Raw genomic sequence first — 519 nt, forward strand, 5'->3', positions numbered from 1 at the left:
GGTCCTGAACGTTCTGATGCTGTACGGCCGGCTTGCCGTGGAATCCGCCGCCGGGGCATCTGCGCACGTCGGCAAGCTCTGGCCGCCCTCGCGCGGCGTCGCCGGCGTCCGTCGTCGCCCACAACCGGCGTTGATGTGAATTTCGCAGGTCCGACGAATGATCGGCCTCGAAGATCGCCAGAGCCTGGCCCGAGACATCGAAGTGGCCCACCGGGCCGGCGCGCGGCTGCGCCTGGCCTGCGAGGTCGGCGGCATCGACGTGCGCACGCTGCAGCGCTGGAAGGCCCACGGCGGGCTCGTCTCGGGCGACGGCAGGCCCGCGGCCGTGCGCCCGACACCGGCGCACGCGCTCACGCCCGAGGAGCGCGAGCAGATCCTGCACGTGGCCAACGAGGCGCGCTTTGCGGACATGCCCCCGGCGCGTATCGTGCCGGCGCTGGCCGACGAAGGCGTGTACATCGCCAGCGAGTCATCGTTCCAGCGCGTGCTGCGCGCGCACGCACAGACGCGTCATCGAGG

Annotated in this window: 1 pseudogene; it reads left to right on the forward strand. The window is 72.1% G+C overall.

Annotated features, from left to right (window positions below):
* Positions 1–154 precede the first annotated feature (154 nt).
* A pseudogene (locus DRV96_RS17915) lies at positions 155–519 on the forward strand (helix-turn-helix domain-containing protein); the annotation flags it as partial.

The organism is Azohydromonas sediminis (assembly GCF_003574675.1).
GTDB lineage: Bacteria > Pseudomonadota > Gammaproteobacteria > Burkholderiales > Burkholderiaceae_C > Calidifontimicrobium > Calidifontimicrobium sediminis.